Genomic DNA, 14519 nt, shown 5'->3' with positions numbered 1-14519 from the left:
CTAAAGGAAACCAGGCAGACCTGCGTTTAGGTTAGCGATAGGTAGATGCACGAGCGCCTCAGTCCAACGTCCAGCTGCATCGGCTGGCAAGTACGGTAATAATGCGGCAGCTCGGCACCATCCAAGGACTTGAGCGCTACCGCCAGGGCCTTCTGGCGCGACACATGCCATCAATGCCCAGTTACTGTTCCTCCTTCCTACCTCAAACTCATTTCTCGTAAGAAAGAGGCGGAAGGATGATGTGGCTGGCCCAGATTGTGTCTTTACCTCAAGTAGCCTAGTGTTGCCATGCCTGGATGGGGCTACTACATCGAATCCGAGTGATGGTGAGATAAGACTGACACGCTGGACTCTCGGTGCGAGGTCTTCTCGGCCAAGACTCACCAACTCCTGAACGCATTCGTTGAATACGAGCAACTCACCCTTTTCTCCCAGTAAATGACGAGACTGCAGATCGAATGGCAAGTTGACGCTAAGTGCATCAAAGAGCGCTGGATCAGCATAATATTCTGGCGTCGATTTTAGGAGCGAAACGAGGATCAGCGAAGCTACTTGTTCGTCAACAGCGTTGAGGACTAGCAGCGCTGCTGTAGGGACAAGCATGTCTCTGTCGCGCTTGAGCAGGCCAGTCTTGACGAGTAGGCATTCCCCGCTCTGTAGATCGTCTATTGAGTAAATACCTTGAGTGATAGCGTCAGTATAAGCACGTCTGGCATCGTCGAGAGCTGTTCCGTCTTGGTCGATAAGGTTAGCGACTACGAGAGCAGCACGGAGTTCATGCCGGGTGAACCTCAGCTTAGCCATTGGCAGGTGATGTAGGGGCGCTGCCGAGATGTGCGAGTATGGCTTCAATGTCGCCTAGATCCTCAAGGGGCTCTCCGTATTCTTCATCATCCGGTAGTGCCATTTGCACCAGCGCGGGATCTGCCAGCATCCGAGCAAGCCGTCGGGTCTTTTCCGCCACGCGATTGTCTACACTGACGTCGATTGTGCCTGCCGACACCAGAATTGTAATGTTTGTTGTGATGCCGTCCTCCAGTCCGAGACGGTGGATGCGATCTAGAGATTGGAGATATTGGCCCGCATTGAAGGTGCGGTCTATATATATGGCATCATGGCAAACGTAATGCAAGCTTACGCCTTCAGACATCGCCTGTGGATTTGCCAAGAGAACCATGCAGTCTGGGTCATACCTGAAGCGCCGTATTTCCCGTTCACGGGTGCGCAAACCATCTGGCGCATCTTCAGCGCTCGGTATTGCTCCATAAACCAATGCTGGTTGTAGTCTTCCGAGATGCATCTCAAGATGAATCAGGTTGTGCGGAAAGTTAGACCAGACTAGGGTCTTCTTGCCGGCCTCCGCGTTTTGGGAAATTATCTGAATCGCCCGTTGAAACTTGGCAGGAATTTCGTGGTCGGGATAATCCTCAAGAAGCTTGGCTAGCCTACTGCCGGGGGGAATAGCCAGCGAAGGATACCTGTAAGCCCGGGCAGGGTCAGCGGTATTCGACAAGAGGCGAGGACTAGATGCGCCTTGGAGGAGATACATAGTGACTTCGCCCATCTGAGCGAACATTGCGCTGTCACGCCGGTCCAGAGAGAACTTGCCTGAGTACAGATCTAGCATCGCATCATAAATGCCCTGCTGTATAGGACGAAGGGCAACTGGCTCGACCTTAAAAGAGACATCGGGCAGGCCGAGCTCTTCCTTAGTGGTACGCACATAGAGTGGTCGGATCACGTCATTAACCGCTGCGATAGCTTCAGCGGGAGGGTCCGTAAGTAACGCCCGTCGTGGGAGCTCAATTGCTCTCTCGCCATTGGGCCACAAGATTTGAAGAAGAGCTGCCAGATCTTTTGGGTGATTTGGTGCTGGTGTTCCAGTGAGAATGTCACGGCGTGCGGCAAGGGGTGCAAGCGCGAGAAGGGCGCGGCCCCACTGTCCTGTCGCGCCGCGCTTGGCCCGGTGGGCCTCGTCGACGACCAAGTGAACGGAACGGCGGGACATCCATGCCGAAAGTGGGTTAACGGCTCCAGTGAGTTTCTGATAGTTGATGAGGACCACATCTGCGTCTGGGGCCGCGCCGCCTCTCCAACGAGCGATGGTCAGATTCGGTTCGAAGATCGAATGGGCCTCCTCTTCCCATGCATCGAAGGCCGACAGGGGGGCGACTACGAGCAACCGATTGACCCGGCCACGCCGACGCTCCTGATCATGCAGGGCGTAGGTTACGGTTGTCTTGCCCGCGCCAGGAACAGAGAAATTAGCCCCGTGCCGAAGTTGAGTAAGGCGGTTGAGGTCGCGTAGTTGGAAAGGACGGAGATCTCGTGTTAGTTTCGGGCCCGTATTATTAAGATCAGGATCATTGGTGATTGGTGGACTAGTTGTAGCTTGTGATAGATTCAAGGACGCGCGAATGGCACGGTCATCTTCGATGGAACGTATAAGCAGATCGCGAACCCTAGCGTCAGGACGTAGGCCGATCGTGTAACGTGCCAAAATGCTTTGTAGTGTCTTGCGATTTCTTATTAGTATTTCTGGGAGTATAAGCAACGGGAGGCCGGGCGCTGGTAGTTCGTTGCCTATAGCTAATGCGATCTCATCCCAAGCATCGTTATCAATGCCGTTTTGCTCGATACGAATGCAGGGGTTATTGTCATCGGCGCTTACTCTAATGTCAGGCGCGGATTCTGGGTATGTCATTTGCTGAGTCCCTAGCCCTCTTCTGTGTCAATCAAGTCCTGTTCAAGCGCTGTACGGGCTTGATCGACCAAATCCTCGATCTCGGTCAGCATGGCGTTGAGGGTTGCTCTTTGGTGGGCATGGAATGCCGGGTCCGGCTTTGCTTCATATATTGCTCTAATTGCGTCGTTGAGAGATGAGCGTGCGCTGTCGAGATAGCCCTGGGGTCGTGTTAGTCTTGTACCTGCCCTATTGCGTCGCTTTTCTGCTGCTATCGCTTTATTGACAGTATTGCCGACTTTTTCAAGGACTTCAGGCGCGGATACTGATGTTCCGTTGGGCAATGTAACATGGTGATCGGTTCCCGCCTGATGGGCTTGTGCCACAATGTTGGCGAGGGTTTGCACTTGAGGCTTGACTGATTCGGCCGGCAATGTCTCTTCGAGAGAACCCAGCAAGTCGAGACCGGGGATTTGATCGACCTTATCGGGACGGCCTGAAGGTGTTGTCTCTCCTTGTTGCTTGCCGGCAATGGCGTCATGTAGGGCGTGGTGGTGTTGCGCGAGCTGGTCGATGACGCCACGTTCGACCCAGTCGCCGTTGGCAAGCCGGAGCTTGTGAACGGAATCGATCCCGGTGAGATATGCGATGAGCCAGCCGAGAATGTGTGCATCTGCTGCTTCGCGACCTTGGGTGCTATCGAGGCGCTTCACTTCCCGCAACAGCTCTCGCCAATTCTGTTCCTTGTCACGGTCTGAAGCAAAGGTAGTGATAGACAGTCTTGGCTCTGTTAGTCGTCTCGTTCTCTCCATCAGGAAAAGGACTTCCCGGAGTTCGCGCACACGTGCTCCGGCGCTCATGCTTCTAGCACTTCGTATTCTGAGCTTCCTTGCAATCGCGTCGTCGCTCACACCGGCGTCATGGAGCTTCTTGATCATCGTGAGCTGATTTACGAGGCGATACTCATCCTTGAGTTCTACCTGCTGCTGAAGCAGCATCTCAAGTTCCAGAAGCTCTTGATCGGTTACATCGGCAGGGAGAACTGCTACACGTAGAGTCGTTATTTTTGTTCTGCCCTCACGGGCAAGCTCACGAAGGAGTACGCACCGGGTGTTAGCGTTGATCAACTTGCCTTGGCGAGTTATGACGCCTGGCTGGCTCTGGCCCTCCTCGCCAAGGTTCTCTTTGAGATCCTGGGAATGTCTGTGCACGCTCTTAACCAGGTCACTTACGAGCTGTTGGGCAGCTGGAGAGTATGGGTCAGAACGTACCAGGTCTCGCTGGGGATGCTCATCGAGCTGAGGCGCAATCCGGAAGCTGTCCGCGTTGAGTACGGGAATGGAGAGAGGCACGTCGATGACCTCGAGAGTCATGTGACCTCGGAGGGGGACACGGTAGGTCTCTTTTGGCCCTTGGCTATCCCAATACTGCTTGAGAGCTTGTGATATGTGGAGCCGCCTACTGTTCTCGGTCATTATGCACCCTGTCATGCCCGCATGCGTAGTTTGGTACTGCTTTTCGGAATGCTGCCAGTTGGTTCGTGGCTCACTGCAGTCCTGGTATGGAGGCCCCTAGCTGGCTCCGGGTGGAAGGGCGCGACGTATTGCGGGAGAAGTGCGTCCGAGCCCGGTGCATCCTGGGTCACCTTTCATGGACCAGACCATACAACTTGTTGGCGTCGATATGGGTTATCTTGCTGGAGGCGTATGTGTTACCTGTGAGCCCCTGGTGCCTTCCGGACGGTCTAGGCAAGAGTGAGGGATGGTCGGAGGTGTTCTTTAGCCGTGCAGGGTGTCCCTGGCCGCGACCGGCCGGAGAGCCGCAGCGCGGCCAGGAGGAGCCCAGCACGTGCGTGGGCCGCCGCGGGCGGCGCACGCCTTGATAGACGTAGAGAAAAGTCTCATCAGTTAACGATCATACCTGTGACCTGGCCTTTTTCGTGCAGTGATCGTGCCTGCTGTCACGGTTGACGCTATGGCTTCGATGTCAGCCGATGTACGGGCCGTTCCCGCGGAGATAGTGTCCGATTCTCAGCCGCATGGAGGGGTACATCCCGTAGGCGGCGAGCTCCTGCCGAGGCACCCAACGAACCTCCCGAGACTCTGTGCTGGGTGTGGGTTGGCCGCCTGTGGCTCGGGCTGTGAGGACGAGGGAGAACTCCTGACGGACTTCGCCGTTGCTCGTGTAGTGGATGACGTGGCGAGGGTCGCTGTAAGTGCCGACGAGCCCGGTGATCTCGCAGGTGATTCCGGTCTCCTCGAGAGTCTCCCGGATGGCGGCCTGAGGGATGGACTCGCCGAGATCGACGGCGCCGCCCGGTAGTGCCCAGTTGCCGTTGTCGGAGCGGCGGATCAGCAGCACCTCGTCGGCCTCGTTGGCGACCACGACGTTCACCGAGGGAACCAAACTGTTCGCGGCTGGCGCGCTGGGGTCGTCGTAGTAGTCGATCCGCCGGCTCACGCCACAGGAGCCTACTCGGCCGATGCGGTGCCGGTGCGGATGCGGGAGGCGTCTTCGCGGTAGGTGACGTCGCGGATGTGGTGCAGGGCTTCGATGCTCCAGTGGCCGCGGATGAGTGCGGCGAGTTGGGCGTGGGTGATCCGGCCTGGTGGCAGGTCGGTGATGGCGTAGATGGTGACGATGGTGGTTTTGCCGGTGCGGTGGTCGGTGCGGCGGCGTTTGATCTGGATCGCCTGGGCGGCGTGCGGGAAGGGCAGGTGGGGGCGGGTGGTGCAGATCTTCATGCGGCGAATCTCGCGGCGGCCGTGCGCGGTCTGGTCGGTGCGGTCGTTGAGGATGGCTTCGCGCCAGGGCAGGGCCTTGAGCCGGTGCAGGAGCGTGGGCTGGTTGCCCTTGACGATGAACAAGTAGTGGCCGCCGGCGGCGATGACGTGGTGGGCGTGGTCGTGCTGGGTGTGCAGGGCGTCGGCGGTGACCACCACGCCGGTCAGGTCCAGGTGGGACAGCAGGGGTGTGAAGGCGGGGATCTCGTTGCTCTTGGCCTCGACCTGCCGTTGGGCGACGACGGTCTGGGTGTCGTGGCGGGTGGCGGCCAGTAGATGGATGACACCGTCCGGGGTACGGCTGCCACGCAGGGTCTTGCCGTCCACGGCCAGGCCGGACAGCGCCGTCCGGGCCGGGAGTTGGATATCGGTGGTGGGCGGGCCGCAGTCGGCGAGTGTGGCCAGGTAGGTGCAGGTCGCCGTGTCGAAGGCGTCGCCGTCCAGCCGGGCGAGCAGCCGTCCTAGGGTGCTGGCGGCCAGGCGCACGGTGCCGGGCAGGCCGGCCCGGGCGCGCAGGTCGGGGTCGTATCCGGTGATGAATCGGGCGATCTTGGTCAGGGAGGTTGCGCCGCCGAGCACGGCGAGCAGGGATATCGCCAGCAGCGGGCCGAGCCGGTAGCGGCGGCCTCGTCGGCTGCGCGGGTCCGGGATGGCGTCCAGGAGCTCGGCGAGTGTGGGCAGGTCAGCCGGTGGGTCGGTGATGGTGACGTGCTCCAGGTGGCGGGTGAGCACGTCGATCGGGGATGATGGCACGCGAACGCGGCCCCTGTTCTTGATCGACTGGCGTAGACACCCAACGATCTTCAGGGGTCGCGTTTGCCGTCTGCCTGCCGGGGTGCCCTCAACCGCCCGGCTTCATCGAGCCCGTGCATGTCTCGTCAGACGAGAACGCTTCGGCCCTGGGTCGGTGACGGCGAAGTTGGCCAGGCAACGGCGCAACAGCGACCACACGCCCTCGGCCGGGTTCAGCTCGGGCGCGTAGGCGGGCAGCTGGACGAGGCGCAGCCAGTCGGCGTGCTCGGCCGCGAACGCGGCGAGCCGGCCGTCCAGGTGCACGTTGAGATTGTCCCAGCACCAGACCAGCGGTGCGCCGAGCTGCTGGTGGGTGGCCACGATCAGGTCCCGGTAATCGCTCCAGGAGAACGTCTTCGGCTCGCCCTTGCGGCCGTGGTAGACGTGCAGCTTGTAGAACAGGTGCGGCCGTTCGCCGTCGCGGAAGGCCACGACGCCGGCCATGTTGATGCGGCCGGAGCCTCTGCCGCGTACTGTCACCACCGGACGGGCGCCGACCGGTGCCCAGGTACGTCCCTTCGGCGGCCTCAGTCCCTGCCCGGCCTCGTCTTCGAAGCAGAGGTAGGCACCCAGGTCCGCCGCGGTGGTTTTGCCGCCGGCCACACCTCGGCTTTCCACAGCGCAACGGCTTCCTCGTCCCGCTCCATGGCGCGCCGGGCCGGCACCTGCACCGACCAGCCGTGCCGATGCAGCAGCTTGCCCACCCCCTCGATGGTGTAGCCGATGTGGAACAACCGCCCGATCAGCGTCTTGACCCGGCCCAAGGTCCAGCACTGATCCTCGACATGGCCCCAGGCCAGGGGCCCGCGCTTGAGCTCGGCATCCAGCCGTGCCCACTGAGCGGCCGACAGCTTCTCCCTCGAGACCGGCCCCTTCGACAGCAGCGCCTCCGCACCACCGCCTTCGCGCCAGGCCTTGCGCCAGCGTGTCACCGACCGCTCGTGCACCCGTAACCGCACCGCGATCGCCCTGGTCGACTCCCCGGCCTTGAACCACTCGGCCGCCTGCAGCCGTACACGCTCCCGCCGTTCCTGCTCTGCGGGCGTGTACCCACCCCTTTGCCCGTACCGCATGCTCCGGTCGTACCTCGCCCGAAGCGATCCGTCACGAGGCTAAGACACTACGCATTCAACCTGTGTAGCCGCCGTGGGCGAGCCGATCGAGCCAGGCCCGGTTCCGGCCGGTATCGGGCACCTTCAGTGAGCTGCAGCCGTCGAAGGAGACCGTCCGATAGCGGCCGAACCGCACCCCGGGCGTCACCGGCTGGGCCAGCGGGCCGCACACCACCTCGAACAGCGCTCGCATCGGCGCAGCGCCCACCCGGCGGCGCAGGTCGCGTAACGCCTTGGCGGTCGGCGAAGCGACCGCGGGCAGCCCGGCCAGCGCACTGGTCATTTTGTCCCACACCAGCCGGTAGCCGACCTCCGGAAACAGGCACATCGCCAGCAGGAAATACACCCCGACCCGTGAGGGAAGCTCCCGGAGCCGGTGCTGCACCCGGCCCGTCTCCGCCAGCACCGCATCCACCAGCTCAAACGGCACCACCTGGGTGAGCTCTCCCAGGTGGCCCGGCGCGAACACTCCCGCGGCCACCCGCACCACCCGGGAGATGACAAACTGATCCCGCAACGGGACTCCACTCTTCAGATGATCTTCGCCGACATCTGAACCGCCCCGGCTTTGATGGAGACCTCAGCGGTTGATTGCTAGGGCTTCGTTGGGGTGGTGCTGAGCGTAGTAGATCGCCTCGAACTCCTCGGGCGGGAGGTGTCCGATGGCTGAGTGCAGGCGGGTCGTGTTGAACCAGGCCACCCATTCAGCGGTGGCCAGTTCCACCTCAGCCAGGCTGCGCCACGGGCCCCGGGGCTTGATCAGCTCGGTCTTGTAGAGGCCGATATGCGATTCCATCAGGGCGTTGTCGAGCGCGTCGCCGACCGTGCCGATGGAGGCGTCGATGCCGGCCGCCAGCAGATGGGTGGTGAACCGGAAAGAGGTGTATTGACTGCCCGCGTCCGAGTGATGAACCAGTCCCGGCCCGGCCGGGTGGCCGGTGCGCTCACGCCGCCACAGGGCCATGTCCAGGGCGTCCAGCACGAGCGTGGTGTGCTTGGTCAGCGAGGCGGCCCAGCCGACGATCGCCCGGGAGTAGATGTCGACGACGAACGCGACGTAGACCACCCCGCACCAGGCCGTCACGTGGGTGAAGTCGGCCACCCAGGTGGCGTTCGGCTGCTGGGCGGTGAAGTCGCGCTGCAGCCGGTCGGCCGCCCGCTCGTGCCCGGGATCGGGCGTGGTGGTGCGGATCTTCTTGCCCCGCCGGGCGCCGTGCAGGCCGAGTGCGCGCATCCGGCGCTCGACGGTGCAGCGGGCCACCCGATGCCCCTCGCGCAGCAGTTGCTGCCAGACTTTGCGGGCGCCGTAGACGCCGTAGTTGGCGGTGTGGATGCGCTGGATGTGGGCGTCCAGTTCGGCGTCGCGCACCGCCCGCGTCGAGGGCGGGCGCCTCTTGGCGGCGTAGTAGGTGCTGGTGGAGATGGGGCAGCCGTGCTCGGTCAGGACACGGCAGATCGGCTCGACACCGAACACGCCGGCGTGCTGGTCGATGAAGGTCACGAGTGCGTGTGCGGCCGGTCGAGCTCGGCCGCGAAGAAAGCCGATGCGGCCTTCAGGATCTCGTTCGCCCGCCGCAGTTCGGCGTTCTCCCGGCGCAACCGCTTCAGCTCGGCCGACTCGTCCGTCGTGCGGCCGGGCCGGCTGCCCTCATCGATCTGCGCCTGGCGGACCCAGGTACGCAGTGTCTCCGCGGTGCCGATGCCGAGCTTGGTCGCCACCGCGTTGATCGTGGCCCACTCGGTCGGGTAATCCGGCCGCACCTCGGCGACCATCCGCACCGCCCGGCGGCGCAGCTCGGCGGGATAGGGAGACTTACCAGGCATGGACTTGATCCTCTCAAGAGATCAAGTCTCCACCGAACCCGGGGCGATTCAATCTGATCTACAGGAGTCCCGTTGCACGTCTCAGCCGGTTGACAAGAACCGAATCCCCTTAACTACCTGGCCTTGGGAGTTGGCCCGGTTTGGTGGACACCTGATCTCTGGGGAACCCTGGTTTCCGGAAGAAGGAGTCTGCTGTGCCGAACACCATCCGCCGGAGTTTCGCCGGCAGATGGTGGAGCTGGTGCGCGCGGGACGGACACCGGAAGAGCTGGCCAAGGAGTTCCAGCCCTCCGCGCAGTCGATCCGTACCTGGGTGCGCCAGGCCGATCTGGATGACGGCCGCCGCCAAGACGGCCTGACCAGCGCCGAGAAGGACGAGCTGGCCCGGCTGCGCCGGGAGAACAAGATCCTCCGCGAGGAGAAGGAGATCTTGCGCAAGGCCGCGGCTTTCTTCGCGCGGGAGACGGATCTGCCGAGATGAAGTTCCGGCTGATCCATGCGGAGAAGGACCACCACGAGGTCTCCCTGCTGGCCCGGGTGCTGGGTGTGTCGCGCCAGGGCTACTACGCCTGGGCCGCCCGGCAGCAGCGCGGCCCGTCCGCACGAGCCCGCCGCGACGCCGAGCTGACCGAACAGATCCGCCGGCACCACCGGGCATCCGATGAGATCTACGGGGCGCCGCGCATCCACGCCGACCTGCGCGAGCTCGACGGGATCCGGGTCGGTCGCAAGCCAGTGGCCCGGCTGATGCGCACCGCCGGGCTGGCCGGGGTGAGCCGGCGCAGGGGCTGTCGCACCACCATCACCGACCGGCAAGCGATCGCCGCGTCCGACCTGGTGAAGCGGAAGTTCACCACGGCCGAGCCGAACCGGGTCTGGACGGCCGACATCACGTACGTGCCGACCTGGCAGGGCTTCGTCTATCTGGCGGTGGTGCTGGACGTGTTCTCCCGCCGGATCGTCGGCTGGGCGATGGCCGAACACATGCGCACCGAGCTGGTGACCGACGCGCTGGCGATGGCCCTGCACCAGCGCCGCCCTGCGGCCGGGGTGATTCACCACAGCGACAAGGGCAGCCAGTACACCTCGATCGCCTTCGGCCGGCGCTGTGAGCAGGCCGGCGTCCGCCCATCGACAGGCCGCACCGGAACCTGCTTCGACAATGCGATCACCGAGAGCTTCTTCGCCTCGCTGGAGTGCGAACTGATCGACCGGCGTACCTTCCACACCAGGTCACAAGCCCAACGAGCCCTGTTCAGCTACATCGAGGGCTTCTATAACCCGCGCCGCCGCCACTCCGCCAACGGCCAGCTCAGCCCCGCCGAATACGAACGCCGACACGCGCTCAATAACGCCCAAGACCTCGACTATGCTGCCGCGTAGTCGCAAGCCCTGATGTGTCTATCGAACCGGGGCAACTCCAAGGGCACTCATCTCGACCAGGTAATTTAGCCTCTGACCTGCGGTTTCTTAGCCGCAGGTCTTTTGCTTTCCCGAAGCTTTCAAGGCAGCCGGGAGCAGCCGTATGCCGCCGTAGGACAGCATTGTGGGGATATGCAGGGGATGATCTTGAGCAGAAGTCGATCAAAAGACTCACCCCATCCCCTCGGCCGTCAGTACAGCCGAGCGCTACAGCGTCACCTGGCAGCTTCGAAGGGAGTGTCAACTTAACGGCTGATCTTGGTTGTTGAAGTGGTCAGAGGTTGGCAGGGGTAAGGCGGCCTTCGAAGGCGATCTGGAAGGCGTTCAACGGTGCTTTCCAGCGCATGGTCCATCTCTTGCGGCCCTGCCCGGTGGGATCGAGGCTCATCAGGGCCATGAACACGCATTTCAGGGCGGCGGTCTCGTTGGGGAAGTGGCCGCGGGCCCGAACGGCCTTGCGGATGCGGGCGTTGACGCTTTCGATGGCGTTGGTGGAGCAGATCACCTTGCGGATCTCGACGTCGTAGGCCAGGAAGGGCACGAACTCGGCCCAGCTGGTCTCCCACAGCCGCACGATCGCCGGGTACTTCTTCCCCCAGGTCTCACAGAACTCATAGAACCGCTCCAGCGCCGCCTCTTCGGTCGGGGCGGTATAGACGGGCTTGAGCGCACGTGCGATCTTGTCCCAGTCCTGCCGGGATGCGTAGCGGAACGAGTTGCGCAGCAGGTGAATCACGCAGGTCTGCACGATCGTGCGGGGCCAGACCGTCTCCACCGCCTGCGGCAGGCCCTTGAGCCCGTCGCAGACCAGCATGAGCACATCGTCAACGCCGCGATTCTTCAGCTCGGTCAGCACCGCCAGCCAGTGCTTGGCGCCCTCACCGCCGTCGCCGGCCCAGATACCCAGGATGTCGCGGTGCCCCTCGACCGTGACGGCCATGACCAGGTAGATCGGCCGGTTGGCGACGTGACCGTCCCGGATCTTGACGTTGATCGCGTCCACGAACAGGACCGGGTACACGCGATCGAGCGGCCGGTTCTGCCATTCGGCCATGCCGTCCATGACCTTGTCGGTGATGGTGGAGATGGTCTGCTTGGACACGTTCGCCCCGTAGACCTCGGCCAGGTGGGCGGAGATCTCCCCATGGGTCAACCCCTTGGCCGACAGGGACAAGACCATCTCGTCCACGCCGGACAGCCGGCGCTGCCGCTTGCGCACCAGCTGGGGCTCGAAGGTGCCCGCCACATCGCGCGGCACCCGCACCTGGACCGGGCCGACGTCGGTCACCACGGTCTTGGTGCGGCTGCCGTTGCGGCTGTTGCCGCTGTTCTTCCCGGCCGGATCGTGCCTGTCATAGCCCAGGTGATCGGTGATCTCGCCTTCCAGGGCCGACTCCAGCACCCGCTTGGTCAGCTGCTGCAGCAGGCCGCCCTCACCGGTCAGCTGCAGCCCCTCGCTACGGGCCCGGGTCACGAGCATCGAAATCAGCTGCTCGTCGGTCATCGAGCGGTCCGGCTCGACAGGCAGTTCGTTCATGGACGGCGACTCCACGGCGGTCTCGGACATCAAGCGTCTCTTCCTTGATCATCAGATCCGCCGTTAGTTTTACAGTCCCGCGGCATCCTCTTGCTCAGGTGCAGGCGATCTTTGAGTCCATAGAGTTCTACGCTTCTGGCGCTACTGTGCCTGAGCTGTTCTCGAAGGCAGACAGACGGAAGTTGAGAAGAGTGCTTCCCGACTCTCTGTCAAATATGCAAAGGAAGCGAATTGAACAGCTCATGGGCGATCTAAACAGCCCGCCACTACGCTTGCGCTTAGCGCGTGTGATGGATGATGACAGCGTTCCGATCACCAGCGAGGAGTTGGATTTGCTGTGGAAGCTTAGGCAATTACGGAATGATGTCGTTCACGGGCGAAGAAGCGATCTGCCGGCTGCGGAGGACGTGGAGTACGGGATCAGCCTTGTTGCGCGCATGCTTGTCCACAGAGTTGCGAAGATCAGCAGTGATCCGGCCCGGGCATCAAGGGTGCGTCCCTGATCTGGAGCCACTGGAGCCATGGCGGCGCTGAGGAGACTGCCTCGTGAGCGTCGTGCAGGAGCGCGGCGCTCACAGGCAGCCAGGCGAACTATTGGGCTGGACAGACGGCGAGGGCAGAAGGAGCAGGTGGCGCCCCAGAGCATCTACGGTTCGAGCGGGTTGCAAGATGCCTGGGAAGGCATTGGGAACGATCAGTCGCAAACGATCAGTGACAGCCGTACAGCACCGGACACATGAAGAAGCCCCCAACCAACGTTTCCGCTGGTCAAGGGCGCTTTGCTGCTGGTCAAACCTAGTGCCCCCGGCAGGATTCGAACCTGCGGCACCCGCTTTAGGAGAGCGTTGGCGAAGCCGCCTTCTTCTATGGTCTGACCTGCGCAAACGCTCCGTCATGATTCCGCTGATGGGCTGATCATCCCGCGTATGTCTCGCGCTCGCTGGGTCGGTCATCACGCGCCTGCTCTGCAGGTTAGCGTCCACGGGAGTGGTGTACGGGTTTGAACCCGTTCGTCACCTTGGTGCCTGTTCAGGAAGATCGATGTGACATGAGGGCGGCCACTCCGCGATCCTTCACAGCTGTCGAAGGCATACGAAGGAGGACGAGAAGTGGCCGCTAAAGACATTCTGCCTGCTCAGGGTGAGTGGTTCGACGAGACCCTCGCCGCGGCGTCGCCCGATGTGCTGCGCGAGATGGTCGTGCGGATGGCGCAGATGATGATGGATGCCGAGGTCGAGCAGCGCTGCGGCGCCGGCTACGGCGAGGTGTCGGACGCGCGGACGAACTCACGCAATGGTTACCGGCACCGCGAGTGGGACACCCGGGCGGGGACGGTCGAGCTGGCGATTCCGAAGCTGCGGACCGGGACGTATTACCCCGAGTGGCTGCTGGAACGGCAGCGGCGGGCCGAGCGGGCGCTGGCCTCGGTGGTGGCCACCTCCTACCTGCTGGGGGTGTCGACCCGGCGGGTGGAGAAGCTGGCCGAGCAGCTCGGCGTCACCAGACTGTCGAAGTCCCAGGTCAGCGTGATGGCACGGGAGCTGGATGAGATGGTGGCCGACTTTCGCAACCGGCCGCTGGACGCCGGCCCCTACACCTTCGTCTGGATCGACGCGCTGACGCAGAAGGTGCGCGAGGGCGGCCGCACGGTCAACGTGCACGCCCTGGTGGCGACCGGCGTCAACGCCGACGGGCACCGGGAGATCCTCGGCATTGACGTGGTCTCTTCTGAGGACGGGGCGGGCTGGCTGGCGTTCCTGCGCGGCCTGGTCGCCCGCGGCCTGTCCGGCGTCAGCCTGGTGATCTCCGACTGTCACGCCGGGCTGCGCGACGCGATCGGCTCCACGCTGCCCGGCGCGTCCTGGCAGCGGTGTCGCGCGCACTACGCCCGAAATTTGGCCACCTGCGTGCCGAAGAGCGCCCAGCCGTGGGTCTCGACGATGTTGCGCACCGTCTTTGAGCAGCCTGACGCCGGCTCGGTGCGGGCTCAGCACCGCCAGGTCGTCCAGGCGCTGGAGGACAAGTATCCCAAGGCCGCCGAGCATCTGGATGAGGCGCGCGAGGACATCCTCGCCTTCGCCGCCTACCCCAAGACCGTGTGGCGGCAGATCTGGTCCAACAACCCGCAAGAGCGGCTGAACAAGGAGATCCGCCGCCGCACCGACGTGGTCGGCATCTTCCCCAACCGTGACGCGATCATCCGGCTCGTCGGCGCCGTCCTGGCCGAGCAGCACGACGAATGGACCGAAGGCCGCCGCTACCTCGGCCTGGAGATCCTGGCCGATTGCCGTAAGGCCACCGAGAGAAAGACACAAGAAGACGCCGCTGAAGTAAATGTGACGAACAATGCTATTGCTGCTTAAATA

Annotated in this window: 12 protein-coding genes and 1 pseudogene; 3 read left to right on the top strand and 10 right to left on the bottom strand. The window is 62.9% G+C overall.

The window, feature by feature from the left end:
* The 9 genes and pseudogenes from MF672_RS52040 to MF672_RS06035 all read right to left on the bottom strand — a co-directional run bounded on the left by MF672_RS52040 (position 1) and on the right by MF672_RS06035 (position 9194).
* A complete protein-coding gene (locus MF672_RS52040) occupies positions 1 to 603 on the bottom strand; it encodes a protein NO VEIN domain-containing protein (RefSeq protein WP_407654759.1) in 603 nt (200 codons plus the stop codon).
* A 193-nt stretch (positions 604 to 796) separates the two neighbouring features.
* Positions 797 to 2704 (bottom strand): DEAD/DEAH box helicase, encoded by a 1908-nt coding sequence (locus MF672_RS06070; RefSeq protein WP_242383479.1) that lies wholly within the window; start codon positions 2702 to 2704, stop codon positions 797 to 799.
* Positions 2705 to 2715: 11 nt separating this feature from the next.
* Positions 2716 to 4056 (bottom strand): hypothetical protein, encoded by a 1341-nt coding sequence (locus MF672_RS06065; RefSeq protein ID WP_242383480.1) that lies wholly within the window; start codon positions 4054 to 4056, stop codon positions 2716 to 2718.
* 613 nt (positions 4057 to 4669) lie between these two features.
* Positions 4670 to 5143 (bottom strand): NUDIX hydrolase, encoded by a 474-nt coding sequence (locus tag MF672_RS06060; protein ID WP_242383481.1) that lies wholly within the window; start codon positions 5141 to 5143, stop codon positions 4670 to 4672.
* A gap of 11 nt (positions 5144 to 5154) precedes the next feature.
* Positions 5155 to 6219 (bottom strand): ISAs1 family transposase, encoded by a 1065-nt coding sequence (locus tag MF672_RS06055; RefSeq protein ID WP_247815180.1) that lies wholly within the window; start codon positions 6217 to 6219, stop codon positions 5155 to 5157.
* Positions 6220 to 6321: 102 nt separating this feature from the next.
* Positions 6322 to 6861, bottom strand: coding sequence for a transposase (locus MF672_RS06050; RefSeq protein ID WP_247815487.1), 540 nt, complete (start codon positions 6859 to 6861; stop codon positions 6322 to 6324).
* Positions 6786 to 7331: a winged helix-turn-helix domain-containing protein gene (locus tag MF672_RS06045; RefSeq protein WP_247815179.1), complete on the bottom strand. Its 546-nt coding sequence runs from the start codon at positions 7329 to 7331 to the stop codon at positions 6786 to 6788. The genes MF672_RS06050 and MF672_RS06045 overlap by 76 nt, the downstream gene beginning before the upstream one ends.
* Before the next feature lie 73 nt (positions 7332 to 7404).
* A pseudogene (locus MF672_RS06040) lies at positions 7405 to 7887 on the bottom strand (transposase domain-containing protein); the annotation flags it as partial.
* 63 nt (positions 7888 to 7950) lie between these two features.
* A protein-coding gene (locus MF672_RS06035; RefSeq protein WP_247815177.1) for an IS3 family transposase occupies positions 7951 to 9194 on the bottom strand; the annotation gives its coding sequence in 2 pieces (ribosomal slippage) (positions 7951 to 8912 and positions 8912 to 9194; 1245 coding nt in all).
* 229 nt (positions 9195 to 9423) lie between these two features.
* Between MF672_RS06035 and MF672_RS06030 the strand changes: the two genes are divergently transcribed.
* A protein-coding gene (locus MF672_RS06030) for an IS3 family transposase (protein ID WP_247815176.1) occupies positions 9424 to 10577 on the top strand; the annotation gives its coding sequence in 2 pieces (ribosomal slippage) (positions 9424 to 9637 and positions 9637 to 10577; 1155 coding nt in all).
* Between the two features lie 313 nt (positions 10578 to 10890).
* Here the strand turns inward: MF672_RS06030 and MF672_RS06025 are convergent.
* Positions 10891 to 12153, bottom strand: a complete 1263-nt coding sequence (locus tag MF672_RS06025) for an IS256 family transposase (RefSeq protein WP_407654758.1) — start codon at positions 12151 to 12153, stop codon at positions 10891 to 10893.
* Between the two features lie 44 nt (positions 12154 to 12197).
* On the opposite strand from MF672_RS06025, the gene MF672_RS06020 reads away from it, so the two are divergent.
* On the top strand, positions 12198 to 12656 hold the full coding sequence (locus MF672_RS06020) for a HEPN domain-containing protein (RefSeq protein WP_242384197.1): 459 nt from the start codon (positions 12198 to 12200) through the stop codon (positions 12654 to 12656).
* 621 nt (positions 12657 to 13277) lie between these two features.
* Positions 13278 to 14516, top strand: coding sequence for an IS256 family transposase (locus MF672_RS06015; protein ID WP_247815482.1), 1239 nt, complete (start codon positions 13278 to 13280; stop codon positions 14514 to 14516).
* Positions 14517 to 14519 lie beyond the last annotated feature (3 nt).

Source organism: Actinomadura luzonensis, from assembly GCF_022664455.2.
Lineage (GTDB): Bacteria > Actinomycetota > Actinomycetes > Streptosporangiales > Streptosporangiaceae > Nonomuraea > Nonomuraea luzonensis.
This window is presented reverse-complemented; position numbering and strand designations above follow the sequence as displayed.

Coding starts and splice junctions, on each gene's coding strand:
- MF672_RS52040 (WP_407654759.1), bottom strand. CDS start 603: ATGCTTGTCCCTACAGCAGCGCTGCTAGTCCTCAACGCTGTTGACGAA.
- MF672_RS06070 (WP_242383479.1), bottom strand. CDS start 2,704: ATGACATACCCAGAATCCGCGCCTGACATTAGAGTAAGCGCCGATGAC.
- MF672_RS06065 (WP_242383480.1), bottom strand. CDS start 4,056: ATGACTCTCGAGGTCATCGACGTGCCTCTCTCCATTCCCGTACTCAAC.
- MF672_RS06045 (WP_247815179.1), bottom strand. CDS start 7,331: ATGCGGTACGGGCAAAGGGGTGGGTACACGCCCGCAGAGCAGGAACGG.
- MF672_RS06025 (WP_407654758.1), bottom strand. CDS start 12,153: ATGAACGAACTGCCTGTCGAGCCGGACCGCTCGATGACCGACGAGCAG.